14 protein-coding genes and 1 other RNA gene are annotated in these 20,067 nt (G+C 52.2%); 2 read left to right on the forward strand and 13 right to left on the reverse strand.

Going from position 1 to position 20,067, the window contains the following annotated elements:
- The 13 genes from F384_RS17120 to garP form a co-directional block, all read right to left on the reverse strand.
- Nucleotides 1-1,332: an amino acid permease gene (locus F384_RS17120; RefSeq protein WP_046487547.1), complete on the reverse strand. Its 1,332-nt coding sequence runs from the start codon at nucleotides 1,330-1,332 to the stop codon at nucleotides 1-3.
- Nucleotides 1,333-1,702: 370 nt separating this feature from the next.
- The gene (tdcG, locus tag F384_RS17125) at nucleotides 1,703-3,067 is read right to left on the reverse strand and encodes an L-serine ammonia-lyase (RefSeq protein ID WP_046498345.1); all 1,365 of its coding nucleotides are present in this window, start codon (nucleotides 3,065-3,067) and stop codon (nucleotides 1,703-1,705) included.
- A gap of 85 nt (nucleotides 3,068-3,152) precedes the next feature.
- The gene (gene tdcE, locus F384_RS17130) at nucleotides 3,153-5,447 is read right to left on the reverse strand and encodes a 2-ketobutyrate formate-lyase/pyruvate formate-lyase (protein ID WP_046487549.1); all 2,295 of its coding nucleotides are present in this window, start codon (nucleotides 5,445-5,447) and stop codon (nucleotides 3,153-3,155) included.
- Nucleotides 5,448-5,480: 33 nt separating this feature from the next.
- Nucleotides 5,481-6,689 carry a propionate kinase gene (tdcD, locus tag F384_RS17135; RefSeq protein ID WP_046487551.1) on the reverse strand — a complete coding sequence of 403 codons (1,209 nt, stop codon included), beginning with the start codon at nucleotides 6,687-6,689 and terminating at the stop codon, nucleotides 5,481-5,483.
- A gap of 31 nt (nucleotides 6,690-6,720) precedes the next feature.
- Nucleotides 6,721-8,052, reverse strand: a complete 1,332-nt coding sequence (tdcC, locus tag F384_RS17140) for a threonine/serine transporter TdcC (protein WP_046487554.1) — start codon at nucleotides 8,050-8,052, stop codon at nucleotides 6,721-6,723.
- 34 nt (nucleotides 8,053-8,086) lie between these two features.
- Nucleotides 8,087-9,076, reverse strand: a complete 990-nt coding sequence (tdcB, locus tag F384_RS17145; protein ID WP_046487559.1) for a bifunctional threonine ammonia-lyase/L-serine ammonia-lyase TdcB — start codon at nucleotides 9,074-9,076, stop codon at nucleotides 8,087-8,089.
- A gap of 99 nt (nucleotides 9,077-9,175) precedes the next feature.
- Nucleotides 9,176-10,114 carry a transcriptional regulator TdcA gene (gene tdcA, locus F384_RS17150; RefSeq protein ID WP_042325209.1) on the reverse strand — a complete coding sequence of 313 codons (939 nt, stop codon included), beginning with the start codon at nucleotides 10,112-10,114 and terminating at the stop codon, nucleotides 9,176-9,178.
- An 818-nt stretch (nucleotides 10,115-10,932) separates the two neighbouring features.
- On the reverse strand, nucleotides 10,933-11,385 hold the full coding sequence (locus F384_RS29980) for a hypothetical protein (RefSeq protein ID WP_046487566.1): 453 nt from the start codon (nucleotides 11,383-11,385) through the stop codon (nucleotides 10,933-10,935).
- 392 nt (nucleotides 11,386-11,777) lie between these two features.
- An RNA gene (gene rnpB / locus F384_RS28295) (RNase P RNA component class A) lies at nucleotides 11,778-12,154 on the reverse strand.
- Nucleotides 12,155-12,186: 32 nt separating this feature from the next.
- Nucleotides 12,187-13,332, reverse strand: a complete 1,146-nt coding sequence (gene garK / locus F384_RS17170) for a glycerate 2-kinase (RefSeq protein WP_046487578.1) — start codon at nucleotides 13,330-13,332, stop codon at nucleotides 12,187-12,189.
- Between the two features lie 97 nt (nucleotides 13,333-13,429).
- A complete protein-coding gene (gene garR, locus F384_RS17175) occupies nucleotides 13,430-14,320 on the reverse strand; it encodes a 2-hydroxy-3-oxopropionate reductase (RefSeq protein WP_046487580.1) in 891 nt (296 codons plus the stop codon).
- Nucleotides 14,321-14,349: 29 nt separating this feature from the next.
- Nucleotides 14,350-15,120, reverse strand: a complete 771-nt coding sequence (garL, locus tag F384_RS17180; RefSeq protein ID WP_046487582.1) for a 2-dehydro-3-deoxyglucarate aldolase — start codon at nucleotides 15,118-15,120, stop codon at nucleotides 14,350-14,352.
- Between the two features lie 28 nt (nucleotides 15,121-15,148).
- Entirely contained in the window at nucleotides 15,149-16,483 is a 1,335-nt protein-coding gene (gene garP / locus F384_RS17185; RefSeq protein ID WP_046487585.1) for a galactarate/glucarate/glycerate transporter GarP, read from the reverse strand.
- 382 nt (nucleotides 16,484-16,865) lie between these two features.
- Here garP and garD point away from each other — a divergent pair, with 382 nt between their 5' ends.
- Nucleotides 16,866-18,437, forward strand: a complete 1,572-nt coding sequence (garD, locus tag F384_RS17190) for a galactarate dehydratase (RefSeq protein WP_046487588.1) — start codon at nucleotides 16,866-16,868, stop codon at nucleotides 18,435-18,437.
- Nucleotides 18,438-18,793: 356 nt separating this feature from the next.
- Nucleotides 18,794-20,053 (forward strand): ABC transporter substrate-binding protein, encoded by a 1,260-nt coding sequence (locus F384_RS17195; protein WP_046487590.1) that lies wholly within the window; start codon nucleotides 18,794-18,796, stop codon nucleotides 20,051-20,053.
- Nucleotides 20,054-20,067: the final 14 nt, after the last annotated feature.

The following is a 20,067-nucleotide window of genomic DNA, read 5'->3' on the forward strand; positions in this document are numbered from 1 at the left end:
TCAGGAAAAAGCCAGGAACGGAGATACGCACAGCAGCAAACCGGTGACGATAATCAGATACAGCGACGCCCCTTTGTATTTGTGCAGTGCAGGCACTTTGTAGACCAGCCAGGCGGGGATCAAACATCCCACCATGCCGAAAATAGGGCTACAAATCGACATAAAACTCAGAACCGGCGCGTTGAGCACGATAGCGCTCCAGGCCAGTACAATGGCAAACAGCATGATGCCGCGCTGCACCAGCGTTTCATTGATCTTCTCGGCAGGCAGTTTGCGGCGCAGGATGTTCATCGCAATCCCCTGCGTGGCTTCGCGGAAACCTAAGTAGACGCCAAAGAACGCAGTCATCACGGCGAAAATGTTCAGGATGACGCTCACCACTTTCACCCAACCGGCGCCTGCGCCGCTGATGAACTGTGCGGCAATCGCCAGCGCGGAAATATTCTGCTCATAGGCTTTCACTGCTTCATCGTGTCCCATTGCCAGCGTAAAGGAGACGGCGTAGAAGAAGACGGTGACAAACAAAATGCCGAAAGCAATATTCATAGCGCGTAGCGCTTTATGACGTGCTACCTCGACGGATTTCTCACGGGAGCGGTAGGAGATCACCATCGGGCTCAGGGTCTGGATAAACAGGATCGAAGTCAGGGTAAACGGCAGCGTGATAATTGCGTTCTTCACCAGCAACCCCATCGGTGGCAACGCGCCAATGTTGTACAGATGCCACATGCCAACCATCGACACACCCAGCGCCGCCACGACCAGCAGTTTGGTCAGCACCATACCGGTAGAAATTTTGAACAGCATCTTCTCACCGCGCGAAGAGATAGCAACGAGAATGCAGATCAGCACCAGGCCATAGAAGGGATTTTCGGACAGAAGTCCTTCTGTCACGCCAAAAGTATGCAGATAGGAGGCGCTGTCGTTGGTGATGGCCGTGGAATAGACAAACATCCAGATAACCAGCATCACAAAGTACAGCGCGCCTAACAGAATGCCCCAGTTTTTCCCCAGATACCCGCTGATGACGCTGGGATAATCTTTGCATTCCGGGGATTCCGCCAGCGTATTAATAAACAGCCGCTGGAACAGGTACATGGCGGGATAACCGATAATCGATGAGAGCAAAAAGACCCACAGTCCCATCAAACCGACCTGAACCGGGAGAAAAACAATCCCTGCGCCAATCGCCATCCCGATACTCATAATGACCCAACCGGTGTCGGTGCTGTCGAATTTAATCGCTTCCTGCCACTCACTCTCTGTCATGCCAGCCCGACGCGCTGGAGCGCTGGCGTCGAGAATGACACTACTGTTCGTTGCCGTTTCCATAAAATTCTCGCTCATTATATAGGGTACATTTTTATTTTTTGTCGTGCCGCATCAAGGCGATACGCGGTACGGGATATGCAGGCGAGTCGTTAGAATGGAAAAAAGCATACGCTCAGGCTCAGAGAAAAACGTCACAAAATAACCCTGATATTTTCGATGAGTTAAGAAAATTTTTCCCTTTCAATAACGAATAATGGTTTTTATTTCTCAATTTGAAGGCGATCACAACAAAAAAGCACACCGAAGTGTGCTTTTAGATGGCTGACAATGGATGAAATGCCCGATGGCGCAAGCTTATCGGACCTACGAACGATGAATGTGTAGGCCGGATAAGGCGACAGCCGTCATCCGGCAAGCTTTCTGGCGCTCGCTAACTGCACACCACTTTGATAGCCAGGCCGCCGCGCGAGGTTTCGCGGTACTTATCGTTCATGTCCTTACCCGTCTCGTACATGGTCTCGATGACCTTATCCAGCGAGACACGCGGCTCAGAGGTGCGGCGCAGTGCCATGCGTGCGGCGTTAACCGCTTTAACCGCGTTGATCGCATTGCGTTCAATACACGGGATCTGCACCTGCCCGGCCACCGGATCGCAGGTTAAGCCAAGGTTGTGCTCCATCGCGATTTCCGCCGCGATGCAAACCTGCGCCGGACTGCCGCCCAGCAGCTCAGTCAACCCCGCCGCGGCCATTGAACTGGCCACGCCGATTTCCCCCTGACAGCCGACTTCCGCCCCGGAAATGGACGCATTCATTTTGTACAGCGCCCCGATAGCTCCGGCCGCCAGCAGGTAGCGGGCAATGGAGTTGGCATTCAGCGGGCGACGGAATTTATCGTAATAGGCCAGCACCGCCGGAATAATGCCGCATGCGCCGTTGGTTGGCGCCGTCACCACGCGCCCGCCTGCCGCGTTCTCTTCACTGACAGCGAGCGCAAACATGTTGATCCAGTCGATGACGTTCATCGGGTCGCTGGAGAGACTGTCACTGGAGACCAGCAGACGGCGTAGCGCCACTGCGCGACGCGGCACATTCAGCGGACCGGGTAAAACCCCTTCGGTATTCATCCCGCGTTCAATGCCACCCTGCATCACATCCCAGATCTGAGCGAACCCGGCATCAATTTCCGCCTTACTGCGCAGCGCCAGTTCGTTTTGCATCATCAATCCGGAGACCGAAAGGCCGTTGTGCTCGCACAGTTTCAGCAATTCTCTGGCGGAATGAAAATCATAAGGGACCGGCGTTTCCACGTCGTGCGCCTGACCAAAGCGCTCTTCCTCCACGATAAACCCGCCGCCAATCGAGTAGTAGGTTTTACTCACCAGCGTTTCCTGGTTATCCCAGGCGGTGATCCGCATTCCGTTCTCGTGCCGGGGCAGCGCTTCTTCATGAAAAACAATGCTGTCGGCAACCGGGAAATCAACGACATGCCTCCCTTCAGCGACCGGCAAGCGGCCAGTACGGGTCACCTCGCCAATAAACGCCGGGATGGCGTCAATGTTGACGCTTTGCGGGCTGTTGCCGGCAAGCCCCATCATAATGGCGGTATCGGTCGCATGGCCTTTTCCTGTCAGCGATAGCGAACCATACAGATCAACCGATATGCGCGTCGTGCGCGATAAGCATCCACTGCTGACCAGTTGATCGATAAAACGTTTTCCTGCATTCATCGGCCCTACGGTATGGGAACTGGAAGGACCAATGCCAGGTTTGAAAATATCGAATGCGCTAATCATTTTTATACCCTCGGACTCGTTCAGTGGAGACCAGGTTTTCATACGCATAGTGAATCGGGGCGATCCGCAGACCGCCCCGATAACGTTACATCGCCTGGGTGAAAGTACGCGAAATGACGTCCTGCTGCTGCTCACGGGTAAGCGCGTTGAAGCGCACAGCGTAGCCGGAGACGCGGATCGTCAGGTTCGGATAGTTTTCCGGATGTTCAATGGCATCCAGTAACATCTCCTTGTTCATTACGTTAACGTTCAGGTGCTGCCCACCTTCCACGTGCGCTTCATGGTGGAAGTAACCATCCAGCAGCCCGACCAGGTTGGTTTTCCGCACCGGATCCTCTTTGCCAAGTGCCGCAGGCACAATCGAGAAGGTGTACGAAATCCCGTCTTTCGCGTAGGTGAACGGCAGTTTCGCAACCGAGGTCAGCGAAGCGACAGCGCCTTTGCGATCACGCCCGTGCATCGGGTTAGCGCCCGGTGCGAATGGCGTTCCGGCGCGACGTCCGTCCGGGGTATTCCCGGTTTTCTGCCCATACACCACGTTGGAGGTGATGGTCAGAATCGACTGCGTCGGTACCGCATTCCGGTAGGTCGGCAACACTTTAATTTTCTTCATAAAGCGTTCAACCAGATCGCAGGCGATGCTGTCCACGCGCTCGTCGTTATTCCCGTATTGCGGATATTCCCCTTCAATCACGAAATCGACCGCCAGCCCGTTATGATCACGAACCGGTTTCACCGTCGCGTACTTGATTGCAGAGAGCGAATCCGCCGCCACCGACAGCCCGGCAATGCCGCACGCCATCGTGCGATAGACGTCGCGATCGTGCAGCGCCATCAGCGACGCTTCGTAGCTGTACTTGTCGTGCATGTAATGGATGATGTTCAGCGCGCTGATGTACTGCACCGCCAGCCAGTCCATAAAGTGATCCAGACTGTCCATCACGGTGTCGTAGTCCAGCACGTCGTCCAGCAGCGGTGCAGTCTTCGGCCCCACCTGGATTTTCAGCTTCTCATCCACGCCGCCGTTGATCGCGTACAGCAGGGTTTTGGCGAGGTTGGCACGTGCCCCGAAGAACTGCATCTGCTTACCGATCACCATCGGGCTCACGCAGCAGGCGATCGCGTAGTCGTCGCTGTTGAAGTCGGTACGCATCAGATCGTCGTTTTCATATTGCAGCGACGAGGTAACGATAGAGACCTGTGCGGCATACTTTTTAAACGCAATCGGTAGCGCTTCTGACCACAGTACGGTGAGGTTTGGCTCCGGCGCCGGCCCCATCGTGTGCAGCGTATGCAGGTAACGGAAGGCGTTTTTGGTCACCAGCGTGCGACCATCCAGCCCCATCCCGCCGATCACTTCGGTCGCCCAGATCGGATCGCCGGAGAACAGCGTGTCAAATTCCGGCGTACGCAGGAAACGCACCATGCGGATCTTCATGATGAAGTGGTCGATCAACTCCTGCGCCTGTTGCTCTGTCAGGATCCCGGCCTTGAAGTCGCGCTCAATGTAGATATCGAGGAACGATGCGGTACGGCCCAGCGACATCGCGCCGCCGTTTTGCGATTTCACTGCCGCCAGATAGGCAAAGTAGACCCACTGTACCGCTTCCTGTGCGTTACGCGCCGGGCGTGAGATATCGCAACCATATTTCGCCGCCATCTCCTGCATTTGCAGCAGCGCGCGACGGTGCTCCGCCAGTTCTTCACGCAGGCGAATCGTGGCTTCCAGATTCTGCCCCCACTCCAGATTTGACTGAAGATCGGCAAACTGCAGTTCACGCTCACGCACCAGATAGCGGATGCCGTACAGCGCCACGCGACGGTAATCGCCGATAATACGCCCACGGCCGTAGCCGTCCGGCAAACCGGTCAACACACCGGATTTACGGCAGCGCAGCATGTCCGGAGAATAGGCGTCAAAAACGCCCTGGTTGTGGGTTTTACGCAGTTCGGTGAACAGGTATTCGAAGTTCGGATCCATTTCACGACCATAAGCATCGAACGAGCTTTTGATCATGTTGACGCCGCCAAACGGATGCAGCGCGCGCTTCAGCGGTTTATCCGTTTGCAGACCGACGATCTTCTCCAGTTCCTGCTCAATGTAACCCGCATCGTGCGCGGTAATGGTGGTCGCAATGTTGGTATCGAAATCGACCGGCGCATGGGTCGCGTTTTCGATACGAATGCCGGTCATCACCTTTTCCCACAATGCGGTGGTTGCAGGTGTTGCGTCCGCGAGGAAGGATTCATCCCCTTCATAAGGCGTATAGTTGTGCTGAATAAAATCACGGACATTAATTTCTTCTTTCCAGTCCGTCCCTTTAAAGCCAAGCCATGCTTCGGCATACAGCATATCGCTGGTATCGATATCTACCTTCATGAAAAATAATCTCTCTACAGAACTACAAATAAATTAGGCGTATTCCATGGCAGCATTAATGCGGCCTAATTGAATCGCATCGAGTGCAATCATTTTTTCTTCGTTCGTTGGGATCACGGCGCAAATAACCCGGGCATCAGGGGTGGAAATAATGCGTTCGCCATGAGAATTCGACAGGTTATTTCGGTCGCTGTCGATATTCACCCCCAGTACCGCCAGATGTTCAACCACCAGGCGGCGAATTAATACCGAGTTCTCACCAATACCGCCGGTAAAAATAATGCCGTCCAGACGGTGTAACGACGCGGCATGACCGGCAATATGACGGGCAATACGGTGAACAAACGTTTTAATCGCCAGTTGTGCGCGCTCATGCCCTTCATGCCAGGCTTTTTCCAGCACCCTTAAGTCAGACGACAGGCCAGAAATCCCGAGTAAGCCGGACTCTTTATTCACCACCCGTTCCAGATCGCTCAGGGTCTGTTGGGTTTCGCTGGCGACCCACGCCATTGCGCCGAAGTCCACGTCGCCGCTTCGCGTGCCCATCATCAGCCCTTCCAGCGGCGTCATCCCCATTGAGGTATCGACGCTGTGCCCATCACGAACGGCACAGATTGACGCGCCGTTGCCGAGGTGGGCAATCACCAGGCCGGAGTCCTGTTCGGACAGCGCAAGCAGCTCATGAGCACGTTGAGAAACATAGCGGTGCGACGTTCCATGAAAACCATAGCGCCGCACGCCCAGTTCTTCGAAATACTTCCACGGCAGACCATACAGGTAAGCCTCTGGCGCCATAGTCTGGTGGAAGCTGGTATCAAATACTGCCACCTGGGTGACGCCGGGGAACAGATGCTGTGCGGATTCAATCCCGCTCAGGTTCGCGTAATTATGTAACGGTGCCAGGGGTGAAACACGGCGAATATTGTCAATGACCTCATCGGTAATAATGGCTGACTCGGTAAAGATATTTCCGCCGTGGGCAATGCGGTGACCAATTAAAGCCACGCTGTCATTTAAATTACGTTTTTCCAGTTCAAAAGCAATCGCCTTTAATGCGCCTTCGTAGCTGTGGTGAGCCAGTGTGACTGGCTCACCTCCATTTACCGATAAGAACGCATTTTCCGAATTAATACCATCCGCAATACCTGCCATTAATACATCGCAGTTATTTGCATCCAGTACTGAAAATTTAATTGAAGACGATCCACAATTAATAACCAGAACTATCGGAAATTCATTCATTTCACTACTCCGCTCATCCTGAGCTTAAGGATTAAAACAGTTTGTACACGATGTTCAGAATGGTCAGCATACCGATGACGGTGACAAACACGTTGTCCAGACGACCACGGTATTTCGCCAGCGACGGAGCCTTACGAATGGCATACATCGGCAGCAGGCACAGCAGCGAGGCAATAATCGGCGCACCCATCGCTTCAATCAGGTCCAGAATGTTCGGGTTGGCGTAGGCGACAACCCAGGTGGATCCCATGATAAAGATCATGCTGATGGTGTTGAGCTTGCCGGAAGAGACCTTCGTTTTATCGCCTTTATAACCGAACTTCAGCACCAGACCGTTCAGCCCTTCCAGCGTTCCCAGGTAGTGACCGAAGAAGGATTTGAAGATGGCAACCAGCGCAATAATGGAGGCGCCATATTCCAGCACGGTGGCAAACGTCGATTTCGTACCGGACAGGGAAGCGAAATGGTTTGCCAGATAAGAGAGCACCGGAATGTTTTGCGCTTTCGCATCCGCCATGTTTGCCGGAGAGAGCGTGAACAGGCAGCTAAAGGCGAAGAACATCACCACGGCCACCATCAGCATGCTGGCGCGACCGATGATTTTGGAACATTTCTGCTCGGTGTATTCACGACCAAAATCTTTCTCGTATTCTTCACGTTTAGAGACCACGAAAGACGAAACGATCGGCGAGAAGTTGAACGAGAACACCATGATGGAGATCCCCAGCCACACGGTGACCAGAATGCCATCGTGACCGGTTAACGCGATATTACTGATATCAACCTGATCGATTACCGCAGAGTTCCAGTAAGGGATCAGCGACAGCGAGATCAGCACCAGGCTGGCAATGAACGGCCATACCAGGTAGCTCATCACTTTAACCATCAGATCCTTACCAAACCAGATAACGAACGCCATCAGCAGCAGCAGGAACAGGGCCACAAAGCCGCGGTTCAGCGCCGGCATCTGCAACTGGTTTTCCCAGAACGTCATGAACGTGTTGGTAATGGTGACGCCATAAATCCACAGCAGCGGACAAATCGCGAAGAAATAGAGGAACGTGATAACCACGCCGCCCGTCTTACCAAAGTGCTCTTCTACCGTTTCCGTGATGTTTCCGGACGGGTTTGAGCCGGACAGACACAGACGCGCCAGTGCGCGGTGGCAATAAAAAGCAATGGGGTACGCCAGTACCAACATCAAAAGAATGGGGATTAAGCCGCCAAATCCTGCGCGGATGGGGAAGAACAACACCCCGGCGCCGATGGCAGTACCAAATAAACCCAGTGTCCAGGTGGTGTCCGATTTACGCCAGGACGACTGTTTTGTCTGGCTGGATACAATGCTGTCAGTAGTACTCATATCCTATCCTCAACGAAGAGATTAATAGCCGGATTTACGCGTCAGCTAAACCCGTAATTTGCGATACACGAGAAAGATCGATATTGCCGCCAGAAATAATGCTGACTGTTTTTCTGTTCTGGATATAGCCATCTAATTTCCCGCTTAATAAAGCAGCACATGCCAGTGCACCTGCACCTTCTGTCACTACTTTGTTGCGTTGAATTAAAGCAATCATGCTGTTACGAATTTCGTCTTCGCTGACCAGGACAATGTCATCCACTAATTCACGCACAATTTCGTAAGTTAATTTACCCGGGCGGGAAACATCACAACCATCCGCCAGGGTGCCGGTCGTTCGGTGCGTGGTTATTTCTCCAGCCTGATAAGACGCCGCCATGCCGTGTACGTTTTCAGACTGCACGCCAATCACTTTAATGGTCGGGTTAATAGATTTAATGGCGATAGCAATACCGGCAATTAAACCACCACCGCCGATAGGAACAATCACGTTATCGACGTCATACAGGTCTTCCATAATTTCCAGACCGATGGTGCCCTGGCCGGCAATCACTTTCGGATCGTCATACGGCGGAATAAAAATACGTCCTTCCATTTCGACAATCTCACTGACCTTGGCGATGGTGTCGTTAAAGTTATCGCCGTGCAGCACTACTTCCGCCGAGTAGTCGCAGGTGGCGGCCACTTTCGACTTCGGCGCGCCCTTCGGCATCACCACTTTGCCATCAATACCCAGCATCGCGCAGGAGAGGGAAACCCCTTGTGCGTGGTTGCCCGCTGAACAGGCGACAACGCCTTTGCGTCTTTCTGCATCCGTCAATGAACTGAGTTTGTTAAATGCGCCGCGAATTTTAAATGAGCCAGTGCGCTGCATGTTTTCAAATTTAAGGAATATTTCCCCTTTGCACCGCTCACTAAAATAGTTTGAGCGAGGCATGCCTGTTTTATATATTTTCCCCGCCAGTCGTTTTTTTGCTTCGAGGATATCTTCAATGGCAACCGGGAGATCGTAAGTAATGTGCATTGTAACCTCTTACCTGATAGTAAAGTAATAGATAGCCGTAACCAACGCCTGATATTAAGAACGATGGTATGAATTGAGGATTAAATTAAATTTAATCGATTAGTTAATTTCAATTAATTGCTTTCGTCTGCAACCTTTGTAAGATGAATATTCTTTGGCTAATTCAACCAAAACCGATGCGGCTTTTTTAATACGATAGTTTTTTGACCATATTGCGGCGTAGCGCGCAATGGGTAACGATTCTTCAACAGGGAGAGTAATAAACTGGTTCGAACCAAAAGGTGCCGCCATATCGCACGGAATCACTGTCAGAAAATCAGCATTGAGAACAAGATTATAAATGGTCACAACAGAGTCGGTTTTAACGATGTTTTCGATGCTGATGCCATTTCGTTGCAGGGTGGTGAGGAGTTCGCTGTAGTAGCCCATATTCGTTTGTGGCAACACCCACTGTTCGTTCTGCAACGATTCCAGTGTGGTGGTGCCGGTGCATGTTCGGGACTTATTCGCCACCAGCACGAACTCCGACTCAAAGAGCGGCTCGACGTGCAGATCCTGCAATTTCATTTCATCGCTGAGCGTACCAATCGCAAAGTCCAGTCGCCCGTCCCGGATCGCCGGCAGGAATGAGGAGAGCTGCGCCTCATACATGGAGACCTGCGATTTTGGGTAGACCTCTTTGAACTTCTGGATCATATCGGACATAAAGGTAAAGCCAATCAGCGAAGGAAACCCGAATGAGATATCAACCACCGTGTTGTCGGTCATGCTGTTCATCTCATTCACCATGTTTTTCATCTCACGGGTGATGGATTCGGACCAGGAGAGTAAAACCTGCCCGGCATGGGTTAAGGTGACGCCAGTATTTTTGCGAACCACCAACTCAACGCCGAAATAAGCTTCAATATCGTTAATGATTTTACTCACAGCCGGCTGAGTTAACCCTAATTCTTTTGCCGCAGAACCGATAGAACCACTTCTGATGACTTCCTGAAAGACCACTAACTGCTGTGTTTTAGGGAGAGCGAACGTATTCATATCGACCTGCGTTAATAACTTTGTTGACGGCGTGAAGTGTAACAAATTACGTGAAGCAGGATATGTGCGACCACTCACAAATTGCCTGACCTTATATTTCAAGTGGTTATTGAAAAATAAATAAATCGTTCTAATTCAATGCGCTACATAAATACTATGTCACTTTAGTCTGATTTTTGTCAAAAAAAGAGGGGGGGATAACAATATTTTATGGCGATAACACCCGTTATTTTCACCTCCTGTTTTAAAATGAGGAATGACGATATTTCAAGCAATTATCGAGCAGTTAATGGTCAAATTGTTCATTAAATTTAATAAGTAATTTATCAAATATAATTATATTCAGAGCATAAGTTGGGTTAAATAACGTTATACATCACGTTTTTTTGCCTTATTTGTTTGTAAAGAAACATTGGATTTATCATTAATTAAATATTAACACACAAATAGCTATCATTTTCAACAACACATTAACACTGACGTTTTCCATTTTTGCAGCAAGTAATTTCACCTAAGAGAACGTTTGCTTTTCATTTCTTTCGCCAAAATAACCACTGGCAGCGTTTTGTGTTGCCGCTCACAGAACCAGAATTATCTTATCTGCGAGCAGCTCAATACCATGCCGGATGGCGATGCTGTCGCATCTTATCCGGCCTACAGGATTCCGTGTGCTGCTCGTAGGCCTGATAAGCGAAGCGCCATCAGGCAACAGCGTTGTCGCAGCCTGTAAAAGCAAAAACCCGCCGCAGCGGGTTTATACATAAAGAGGTGAAGCTGACCGATAAGCCGCTTTCTTTTTGGTATAGCGTCGTGGACAGTCATTTTGCGAGCAACTCAACACCATGCCGGATGGCGATGCTGCCGCATCTTATCCGGCCTACAGCAGCGGGGTCGATGTTCGTAGGCCTGATAAGCAAAGCGCCATCAGGCAACAGCGTTGCCGCTACCTGTAAAAGCAAAAAACCCGCCGCAGCGGGTTTATACATAAAGAGGTGAAGCTGACCGATAAGCCGCTTTCTTTTTGGTATAGCGTCATGGACAGTCATTCTTGCGAGCAGCTCAAAACCATGCCGGATGGCGATGCTGTCGCATCTTATCCGGCCTACAGGAGCGGGTTCGATGTGCGTAGGCCTGATAAGCGAAGCGCCATCAGGCAACAGCGTTGCCGCTACCTGTAAAAGCAAAAAACCCGCCGCAGCGGGTTTATACATAAAGAGGTGAAGCTGACCGATAAGCCGCTTTCTTTTTGGTATAGCGTCGTGGACAGTCATTTTGCGAGCAACTCAACACCATGCCGGATGGCGATGCTGCCGCATCTTATCCGGCCTACAGCAGCGGGGTCGATGTTCGTAGGCCTGATAAGCAAAGCGCCATCAGGCAACAGCGTTGCCGCTACCTGTAAAAGCAAAAAACCCGCCGCAGCGGGTTTATACATAAAGAGGTGAAGCTGACCGATAAGCCGCTTTCTTTTTGGTATAGCGTCGTGGACAGTCATTTTGCGAGCAACTCAACACCATGCCGGATGGCGATGCTGTCGCATCTTATCCGGCCTACAGCAGCGGGGTCGATGTTCGTAGGCCTGATAAGCAAAGCGCCATCAGGCAACAGCGTTGCCGCTACCTGTAAAAGCAAAAAACCCGCCGGAGCGGGTTTATACATAAAGAGGTGAAGCTGACCGATAAGCCGGGTTCTGTCGTGGACAGTCATTCATCTAGGCCAGCAATCGCTCACTGGCTCAAGCAGCCTACCCGGGTTCAGTACGGGCCGTACCTTATGAACCCCTATTTGGCCTTGCTCCGGGTGGAGTTTACCGTGCCACGGACTGTTGCCAGCCGCGCGGTGCGCTCTTACCGCACCCTTTCACCCTTACCTGATCCCACTTGCGTGGGCCATCGGCGGTTTGCTCTCTGTTGCACTGGTCGTGGGTTTCCCCCCCAGGCGTTACCTGGCACCCTGCCCTATGGAGCCCGGACTTTCCTCCCCTCCGCCTGTCTCCCCCGAAAGGGACGACGACGAAGCGGCGACTGTCTGGTCAGCTTCGGCGCGCAGTATAGAGGGTTTGCACGCCCTTGTCACCCCGCACTGCGCATTCCCACCGCCAGCGTCGCCGCAATGTTTCGCGATGCCCGGTAAATGTTGTCAAATGCGCCGCGAAAAGCCTCTTCCAGAGTACCAATACTGGTTAATACGCTGAACACGGCATCAATTCCATATTGATGCACCACGCCGACATCCCGCGTCAGACTGCCCGCAATACCAATCACCGGCTTGTGATATTTCTTCGCGACGTTCGCCACGCCAACCGGCACTTTGCCGTGAATGCTCTGGCTGTCGATACGCCCTTCGCCGGTAACAACCAGCGTACAGTCGTGAATATGTTCTTCCAGGTTGAGCGCCTGGGTGACTATCTCAATCCCGCTTTTTAACTCCGCGCCGAGGAATGCCGTCAGCGCCGCCCCCATACCGCCTGCCGCACCTGCGCCAGGCACGTTTTTCACATCCACACCCAGCGACTTTTTAATGATGTCCGCGTAGTGAGCCAGATTGCGGTCCAGTTCGAGAATCAACGCCTCCGTCGCCCCTTTTTGCGGACCAAAGATCCGCGAAGCTCCCAGCTCGCCCACCAGTGGATTAGTCACGTCACAGGCGACGCGAATAGCACAGTGTTTTATGCGCGGATCCAAGCCAGACACATCAATGGTGTTGAGACTATTCAGGCTGCCGCCGCCGTAGCCAACTTCAGTGCCGTTGGCATCACACAATTTCGCCCCCAGCGCCTGAACCATCCCGGCCCCGCCGTCATTGGTCGCACTGCCGCCAATGCCGATAATAATATTGCGCGCCCCACTGTCCAGCGCCTGCAAAATAAGCTCCCCGGTGCCGCGCGAAGTGGTAATCAGTGGGTTACGTTTTTCGGGGGGAACCAGCGCCAGTCCGCTGGCGGCCGCCATTTCAATAAACGCGGTCTTTCCATCGCCTGACATGCCCCAGCTGGCATTCACTTTTTCACCCAGCGGTCCGGTCACCAGAGCGGAATGTGCAGAACCGTGCGTGGCGGCAATCATGGCTTCAACCGTCCCCTCTCCCCCATCGGCGAGCGGAACGGAAACATACTGCGCATCGGGGAAAATTTCCCGAAATCCTTTTTCTATCGCCTGAGCTACCTCAGTAGCAGAAAGGCTTTCTTTATAAGAGTCTGGGGCAATTACGATTTTCATGATGATCGCCTGTTACTGCACAACGCCGGATGGCGTTTTACTTATCCGGCCTACAATCCAGGCCCGGATCGCGATGCGCCATCCGGGCACAAGGTCATTAGCGAGTGACTTCCACTTTCGCCAGTTTTTCGTAATAACATGCCAGCGCACTGTGGTCGGCGGTTCCCAGGCCGTCAGCACGCAGCGCCTGCATCATTTCCATAACGGCTGCGGTTAGCGGAAGCTGAGCGCCAACCCCGTGAGACGTATCCAGCGCGTTAGCCAGATCTTTAATGTGCAGGTCGATACGGAAACCTGGCTTGAAGTTACGATCCATCACCATCGGCGCTTTCGCATCCAGTACGGTGCTGCCCGCCAGGCCGCCACGAATCGCCTGATAGACCAGGTCCGGATTCACACCGGCTTTGGTTGCCAGCGTCAGCGCTTCGGACATCGCCGCAATGTTCAGCGCCACAATCACCTGGTTTGCCAGCTTGGTGACGTTACCCGCACCGATATCACCGGTATGCACAACGGAACCCGCCATGGCTTTCAGCATCTCGTAGTACTTATCGAAAATCGCCTTGTCGCCGCCAACCATCACCGACAGCGTGCCGTCGATAGCCTTTGGTTCACCGCCGCTCACCGGCGCGTCCAGCATATCGATGCCTTTGGCTTTCAGCGCGTCGCTGATCTCACGGCTCGCCAGCGGCGCGATGGAACTCATGTCGATCAGCACCGTACCCGGTTTCGCCCCTTCGATAATGCCGCCTTCGCCCAGCGCAACCTCTTTCACATGCGGAGAGTTCGGCAGCATGGTGATGATCACATCGCACTGCTCAGCAATCGCTTTAGCGTTAGGAGCGGTTTCTGCGCCTGCCGCGATGACGTCAGCGATCGCTTCAGGATTACGGTCAGAAACCACCAGCGAGTAACCTGCTTTCAGGAGGTTTTTACTCATTGGTTTACCCATGATACCCAGACCAATAAAACCAACTTTCATAGTCATATCAATTATCTCTCTTGTTTCGGTGGTGGTTATTTCTTAAAGGAATCAGCCAGTTTCTGCGTGGCGGAACGGAACACGCCCAGGTCGCTGCCGACGGCAACAAACGTGGCGCCCCACTCCAGATAGCGACGCGCGTCGGCATCAACCGGCGCCAGAATGCCACTCGGTTTGCCGTGCGCTTTCGCGCGGGCAAAGATGTGCTGAATGGCTTTTTGCACCTCAGGATGAGACGCATTGCCGAGGTGGCCTAACGCCGCCGCCAGATCGCTTGGGCCAACGAAAATGCCGTCGACACCTTCGGTGGCAGCGATGGCATCGACGTTATCCACGCCCTGCTGGCTCTCAATCTGCACAATAATGGTGATGTTCTTGTTGGACTGCGCGAAGTAATCCGGGACGGTGCCAAACATGTTGGCGCGATGCGATACGGACACCCCGCGGATCCCTTCTGGCGGATAGCGCGTTGACGCAACAGCATTCACCGCCTCTTCTTCCGTTTCAACAAACGGGATCAGGAAGTTGTAAAAACCGATATCCAGCAGGCGCTTGATAATGACCGGCTCATTGGTCGGCACACGCACAACCGGCGCGCTGGCACTGCCTTTCAGCGCCATCAACTGCGGAATAAAGGTGGAGACATCGTTTGGCGCATGTTCGCCATCCAGCACCAGCCAGTCGAAGCCCGCCAACCCTAAGACTTCGGTGCTGATTGGGCTTGCCAGCGCTGACCAGCAGCCAATCTGAATCTGATGTGCAGCCAGCGCTGCTTTGAATTTGTTCGGGAAGATGTCGTTATTCATCACTTTTACCTTGTCACTTAACCGTTAATTATTTCTGCAGTTCCATACGCTTGATGTCACCGACAATAAACAGGTAGCACACCATTGCCATCAGCGCGGAACAACCAACGAAGACCAGCGCAGCGTTGAAAGAGTGCAGTTCACTTACCAGGTAACCGATAACCAGTGGCGTAACGATAGACGCCACGTTGCCAAAGACGTTAAATACCCCACCACACAGACCAACAATCTCTTTCGGCGCGGTATCCGAGATAACCGGCCAGCCCAGTGCGCCAAATCCTTTACCAAAGAAAGCCAGCGCCATCAGCGTCACCACCAGCGCGGTGTTGTCGGTGTAGTTGCACAGAATGATGGTGGAGGCCAGCAGCATTCCCAGCACAATCGGCAGCTTACGTGCAACGGTGATAGAAAAACCGCGCTTAATCAGGTAATCCGAGAACACACCGCCCAGCACGCCGCCAGCGAAACCACACAGCGCCGGAATCGAGGCCACCAGACCCACTTTCAGGATCGACATCCCTTTTTCCTGTACCAGGTAAATCGGGAACCAGGTCAGGAAAAACCAGGTGATGGTGTTGATGAAATACTGTCCGAAGAACACGCCAAGCATCATGCGGTTGGTCAATAACTGCTTGATGTAATGCAGTTTCGGACCACTGGCCACTGCGCTGCCAGGTTTTTTGTGGTCCATATCCACGACCGCACCGTTGTCAGAGATGAACTTCAACTCTTCTGCGGACATTCGCGGGTGGTCAGTCGGGTTATGAATCAGTTTGACCCACAGCGCCGTCAGGACAAACCCGATAACGCCCATCACGGTAAAGACGTGTTCCCAGCCCCAGGCAAAGGTCAGCCAACCCAGCAGCGGCGAGAACAGTGCCAGTGAAAAATACTGGGCAGAGTTAAAGATGGCCGACGCGGTTCCACGCTCTTTGGTCGGGAACCAGGCCGCCACGATACGGGCGTTTGCCGGGAATGAAGGCGCTTCCGAGAAACCCAGCATAAAGCGCATAAAGAACATCGACACTCCCGCCCAGGCCAGCGGGAACATATCCACGAAGCCTTGCAGGAAGGTGAACAGCGACCAAAAGAACAGGCTGTATGTGTAAACTTTTTTCGAGCCAAACTTATCGAGCAGCCAGCCGCCAGGGATTTGCATCAGCAGGTAGGCCCAGCCAAATGCAGAGAAGATGTAACCCATTGACACGGCGCTCAGTTGCAACTCTTTGGCGACTTCGGTTCCGGCAATGGATAGCGTCGCCCGATCCGCATAGTTAACCGCTGTGACAATAAAAATTATCAGCAGAATTAAATAGCGTGTATGCATACCTTTCTTTTTTTCTTCAACTGTATCCATGATCATTTTATTTACCTCAGGAACTTAAGCAGACATATTTATTATTATTGGTTGATGACAGACGCTATCGCTTATTAATTAATGCAGATACTCATTTCGTGATTCAGTATAATCAGGCGGGAAGCATTAAGCATTGTGCAGATGCTCATTAACAATACCTATTACAAATAATATCTTGAGCATATGCACATAACGCTGGGCGCTGATGCACATATTTACGCTTTACTACCCTTGATAGCAGGGCTTTCGCCATAACGAGTGATCTGGATCACATTCTTAATTTTGAACTCCTGACATCCTTATTTCACGACAGGACATCCTTATTTTAATAATCAGATTCGTAGAACTCTCTATATTAATATCACCCCCGGCTGGAGAATACTGGACAATGGCCAACATCGAAATCAGACAAGAATCGCCGAGCGCATTTTATATAAAGGTCCACGAGACAGATAATGTGGCGATCATTGTTAATGACAATGGTTTAAAAGCCGGGACTCGATTCCCGGATGGACTGGAGCTTATTGAGCATATTCCACAGGGACATAAAGTCGCGCTGGTGGATATTCCGGTTCATGGCGAAATCGTACGTTATGGTGAAGTGATTGGCTACGCCATGCGCGACATTCCGCGCGGAAGCTGGATTGATGAATCCATGGTTGAGCTGCCGAAAGCCCCACCGTTGAACACGCTGCCGCTGGCGACCAAAGTCCCGGAACCCCTGCCGCCGCTGGAAGGCTATACCTTTGAAGGGTATCGCAACGCCGATGGCAGCGTGGGCACCAAGAATCTGCTCGGCATCACCACCAGTGTGCATTGCGTGGCGGGCGTGGTGGATTATGTCGTCAAAATCATCGAGCGCGATCTGCTGCCCAAATACCCGAATGTCGATGGCGTGGTTGGACTAAACCATCTGTATGGCTGCGGCGTCGCCATTAACGCCCCGGCAGCCGTGGTGCCAATCCGCACCATTCATAACATCTCACTGAACCCAAACTTTGGCGGCGAAGTGATGGTCATTGGCCTGGGTTGCGAAAAGCTGCAACCGGAACGTTTACTGGAAGGCACCGACGATGTGCAAAGTATTCCCGTAGATAGCGCCAGCATCGTCAGCCTGCAGGACGAGAAGCACGTGGGCTTTCGCTCCATGGTCGATGATATCCTGCAGGTTGCTGAGCGCCATCTGGCTAAGCTGAACCTGCGCCAGCGCGAAACCTGTCCGGCCTCTGAACTGGTCGTCGGGATGCAGTGCGGCGGCAGCGATGCGTTTTCCGGCGTGACGGCGAACCCGGCGGTGGGCTACGCCTCTGACCTGCTGGTACGCTGCGGTGCCACGGTGATGTTCTCTGAAGTCACCGAAGTACGTGATGCGATTCATCTGCTGACACCGCGCACCATCAACGAAGAGGTGGGTAAACGTCTGCTGGAAGAGATGGCCTGGTACGACAACTATCTCGATATGGGGAAAACCGACCGCAGCGCTAACCCCTCTCCGGGTAACAAAAAGGGCGGTCTGGCGAACGTCGTGGAAAAAGCGCTGGGCTCGATTGCGAAATCTGGCAAAAGCGCGATTGTCGAGGTGCTCTCTCCGGGCCAGCGTCCGACCAAACGCGGTCTGATTTATGCCGCGACGCCCGCCAGCGATTTTGTCTGCGGCACACAGCAGGTGGCTTCCGGGATCACCGTGCAGGTGTTCACCACTGGTCGTGGTACCCCGTATGGCCTGATGGCCGTGCCGGTGATTAAGATGGCGACCCGTACCGAACTGGCAAACCGCTGGTACGACTTAATGGATATCAATGCGGGCACCATCGCCACAGGCGAAGAGACGATTGAGGACGTCGGTCAGAAGCTGTTCGAATTTATTCTCGATGTCGCCAGCGGCCGTAAGAAAACCTTCTCCGACCAATGGGGACTCCACAACCAACTGGCGGTGTTTAACCCGGCGCCAGTGACCTGATATTTTCGAAACGAAAGCCACCGGGAAAACGGGGAGCCCTCCCCGTTTTTCTTTTCTGTCCGCGAAAGATAAAGTGATAGTGCTCGCAGTTTTGAAGGTTAATTTTTCACCCGCCCTTTTTCGATTTTCCACGCTAGAAAAAACCTAACTCCTTGAAAGAAAGAGCAACACCTGAAGTCGCCCTTTCCGCCCTCTTTTCGTTTTGATAAAAGAGAAACCTACCGAAAGTACCTCCGGTTTTAATGCGATAATTCCCTTATTTTTCCCCCTTTGACTTTCCCCTTTGTTAAACAGACTATTCAATGGCTTCTGTAATTTACCTCACCGACATTCTGACCCGAATAAAGAGGGAAGTTATGTATACCTTGAATAAGAATAATGTCGCCCTGGCATGCCTTTTTTCCTGTTTACTGACAGCACCGGCTATCGCCAGTGCTGAAGGCCAGACGACAGATAAACCTGTTAAATTACGCTACACGCTGTGGGATCGAAATCAACTTCCCGGCGAACAGCAACTGGTTAATGAGTTTGAAAAAAATAACCCCGGAGTAAAAATTGAAATCGAGTTAACGCCTTATGATCAATATTTCATAAAACTCAGTTCAGCGGTCGGGGGAAATGTTGCACCGGATGTATTCTGGATGAATATGCCGAATTTTCAGCAATACGTTAAGAACGGTATGCTGGAACCACTGACCCCTTATTTAAACGATAAATCATCACCGAACCTTGATGACTTTGTGAAAAGCTCCGTTGATGCTTATCAGTACCAGTCTACGCAATATGCTATACCGCGTGATATCGATGCGATTGCCGTCTGGTATAACAAAAAAATATTCGATCAGGCGGGCGTAGCCTATCCCGATAAAAACTGGACGTGGGACGATTTAAAACAGAAATCAGAACAGCTACGTAAAAAACTGGATCAGCAGTCTTATCCACTGGCGATGGAATTCAGCAGCGGTCAGGACAGCTATTTTAACCTGCTGCTCCAGGCCGGCGATAAGATAGTCCTGCCCGAGGGAAAAACGGATGTTGCCAATGACAACGCGATCGCCATGTATCGCGACGTTCAGGGGATGTTGAAAGCAGGACTGATCCAGCCACCAGGTGAAATGGAAGCATCCGATGTCTTCCAGTCCAGCAGAGTCGCAATGGTCTACGCAGGCTCATGGTGGGCGCTGCCGTTCTCGCAGAACGAACTGATCAAAGATCATATTGGCGTAGTGCCGATGCCTAAGATGGCGGAGCAGGCAGGCGTCTCCCACAGTCTCGCCTTTGCGATGTCGGCCAAAAGCCAACATAAAGAAGCGGCCTGGAAGTTTATTGAATTTATGAGTTCTGAACATGCACAGCAAACGCTGGCCGCGGGCAAAGTGGTGATTCCGGCCAATCAGAAAGTCGCCAAAGCGTGGGCTGAAGGCTTTAAGGATATCGATGTTTCCGCCTATATCGATTCACTGGCGTTTTCCCATAAATATCCCACAGCCGGTTCCAATACCGCGAAATGGAATAGCATTCTCAATGACGGGCTGAAGAAAGTCTGGATGGGGAATGATCCGCAACAAGTCATGCCCGGTGTCGCAAAACGTGTTGAGCGTGAAATGCAGAAATAATATTGAGGGAGCCT

This window comes from Citrobacter amalonaticus Y19 (assembly GCF_000981805.1).
Lineage (GTDB): Bacteria > Pseudomonadota > Gammaproteobacteria > Enterobacterales > Enterobacteriaceae > Citrobacter_A > Citrobacter_A amalonaticus_C.

Coding starts and splice junctions, on each gene's coding strand:
- F384_RS17120 (WP_046487547.1), bottom strand. CDS start 1,332: ATGGAAACGGCAACGAACAGTAGTGTCATTCTCGACGCCAGCGCTCCA.
- tdcG (WP_046498345.1), bottom strand. CDS start 3,067: ATGATTAGCGCATTCGATATTTTCAAACCTGGCATTGGTCCTTCCAGT.
- tdcE (WP_046487549.1), bottom strand. CDS start 5,447: ATGAAGGTAGATATCGATACCAGCGATATGCTGTATGCCGAAGCATGG.
- tdcD (WP_046487551.1), bottom strand. CDS start 6,689: ATGAATGAATTTCCGATAGTTCTGGTTATTAATTGTGGATCGTCTTCA.
- tdcC (WP_046487554.1), bottom strand. CDS start 8,052: ATGAGTACTACTGACAGCATTGTATCCAGCCAGACAAAACAGTCGTCC.
- tdcB (WP_046487559.1), bottom strand. CDS start 9,076: ATGCACATTACTTACGATCTCCCGGTTGCCATTGAAGATATCCTCGAA.
- tdcA (WP_042325209.1), bottom strand. CDS start 10,114: ATGAATACGTTCGCTCTCCCTAAAACACAGCAGTTAGTGGTCTTTCAG.
- F384_RS29980 (WP_046487566.1), bottom strand. CDS start 11,385: ATGACTGTCCACGACGCTATACCAAAAAGAAAGCGGCTTATCGGTCAG.
- garK (WP_046487578.1), bottom strand. CDS start 13,332: ATGAAAATCGTAATTGCCCCAGACTCTTATAAAGAAAGCCTTTCTGCT.
- garR (WP_046487580.1), bottom strand. CDS start 14,320: ATGACTATGAAAGTTGGTTTTATTGGTCTGGGTATCATGGGTAAACCA.
- garL (WP_046487582.1), bottom strand. CDS start 15,120: ATGAATAACGACATCTTCCCGAACAAATTCAAAGCAGCGCTGGCTGCA.
- garP (WP_046487585.1), bottom strand. CDS start 16,483: ATGATCATGGATACAGTTGAAGAAAAAAAGAAAGGTATGCATACACGC.
- garD (WP_046487588.1), top strand. CDS start 16,866: ATGGCCAACATCGAAATCAGACAAGAATCGCCGAGCGCATTTTATATA.
- F384_RS17195 (WP_046487590.1), top strand. CDS start 18,794: ATGTATACCTTGAATAAGAATAATGTCGCCCTGGCATGCCTTTTTTCC.